Source organism: Variovorax sp. P2_H12, from assembly GCF_056403395.1.
The window spans coordinates 1-413 of sequence record NZ_JBFUFO010000241.1; the positions used below are offsets into that span (position 1 = coordinate 1).

Here is a 413-nt window from a genome sequence, read left to right on the forward strand (position 1 = left end):
CCCCCGTGCCCCCGGGAGCCGCGCGGATCTGGTCGGTCGGGCACCAGACGTCGATGGCCTCGAAGCCGTCCGCGAAGAAGTGGTCGACCGGTGAGGCGATCACGGCGAACAGATATTCCCGTGCCGGTCGTACGCCCAGGCTCGGCTCCACCGCGATCATGAAGGGTCTGAGGTAGAGGCTCTGTCCCGGGCCCCTCGGGACTTCGGAGGCGTCGGCGCGCACCAGCCGCGCACACGCGTCGACGAACGTCTCGACGGGCAGAGCGGGCATAGCGAGGCGCTCCGCACTGAGGTTGAAGCGAACGGCGTTGGCGAGCGGCCGGAACAGCGCGAGCGAACCGTCCGCGTGGGGGAACGCCTTCAGCCCCTCGAAGATCGCCTGTCCGTAGTGCAGGGCCATGGCCGCGGGGGAC

Annotated in this window: 1 protein-coding gene; it reads right to left on the reverse strand. The window is 70.2% G+C overall.

Translation table 11 applies throughout. The features are described 5' to 3' along the window. Nucleotides 1-400, reverse strand: a 400-nt coding sequence (locus tag AC1DYK_RS35965) for a branched-chain amino acid aminotransferase family protein (protein ID WP_478170615.1), incomplete at its 3' end; no start/stop codon positions are given. Nucleotides 401-413: the final 13 nt, after the last annotated feature.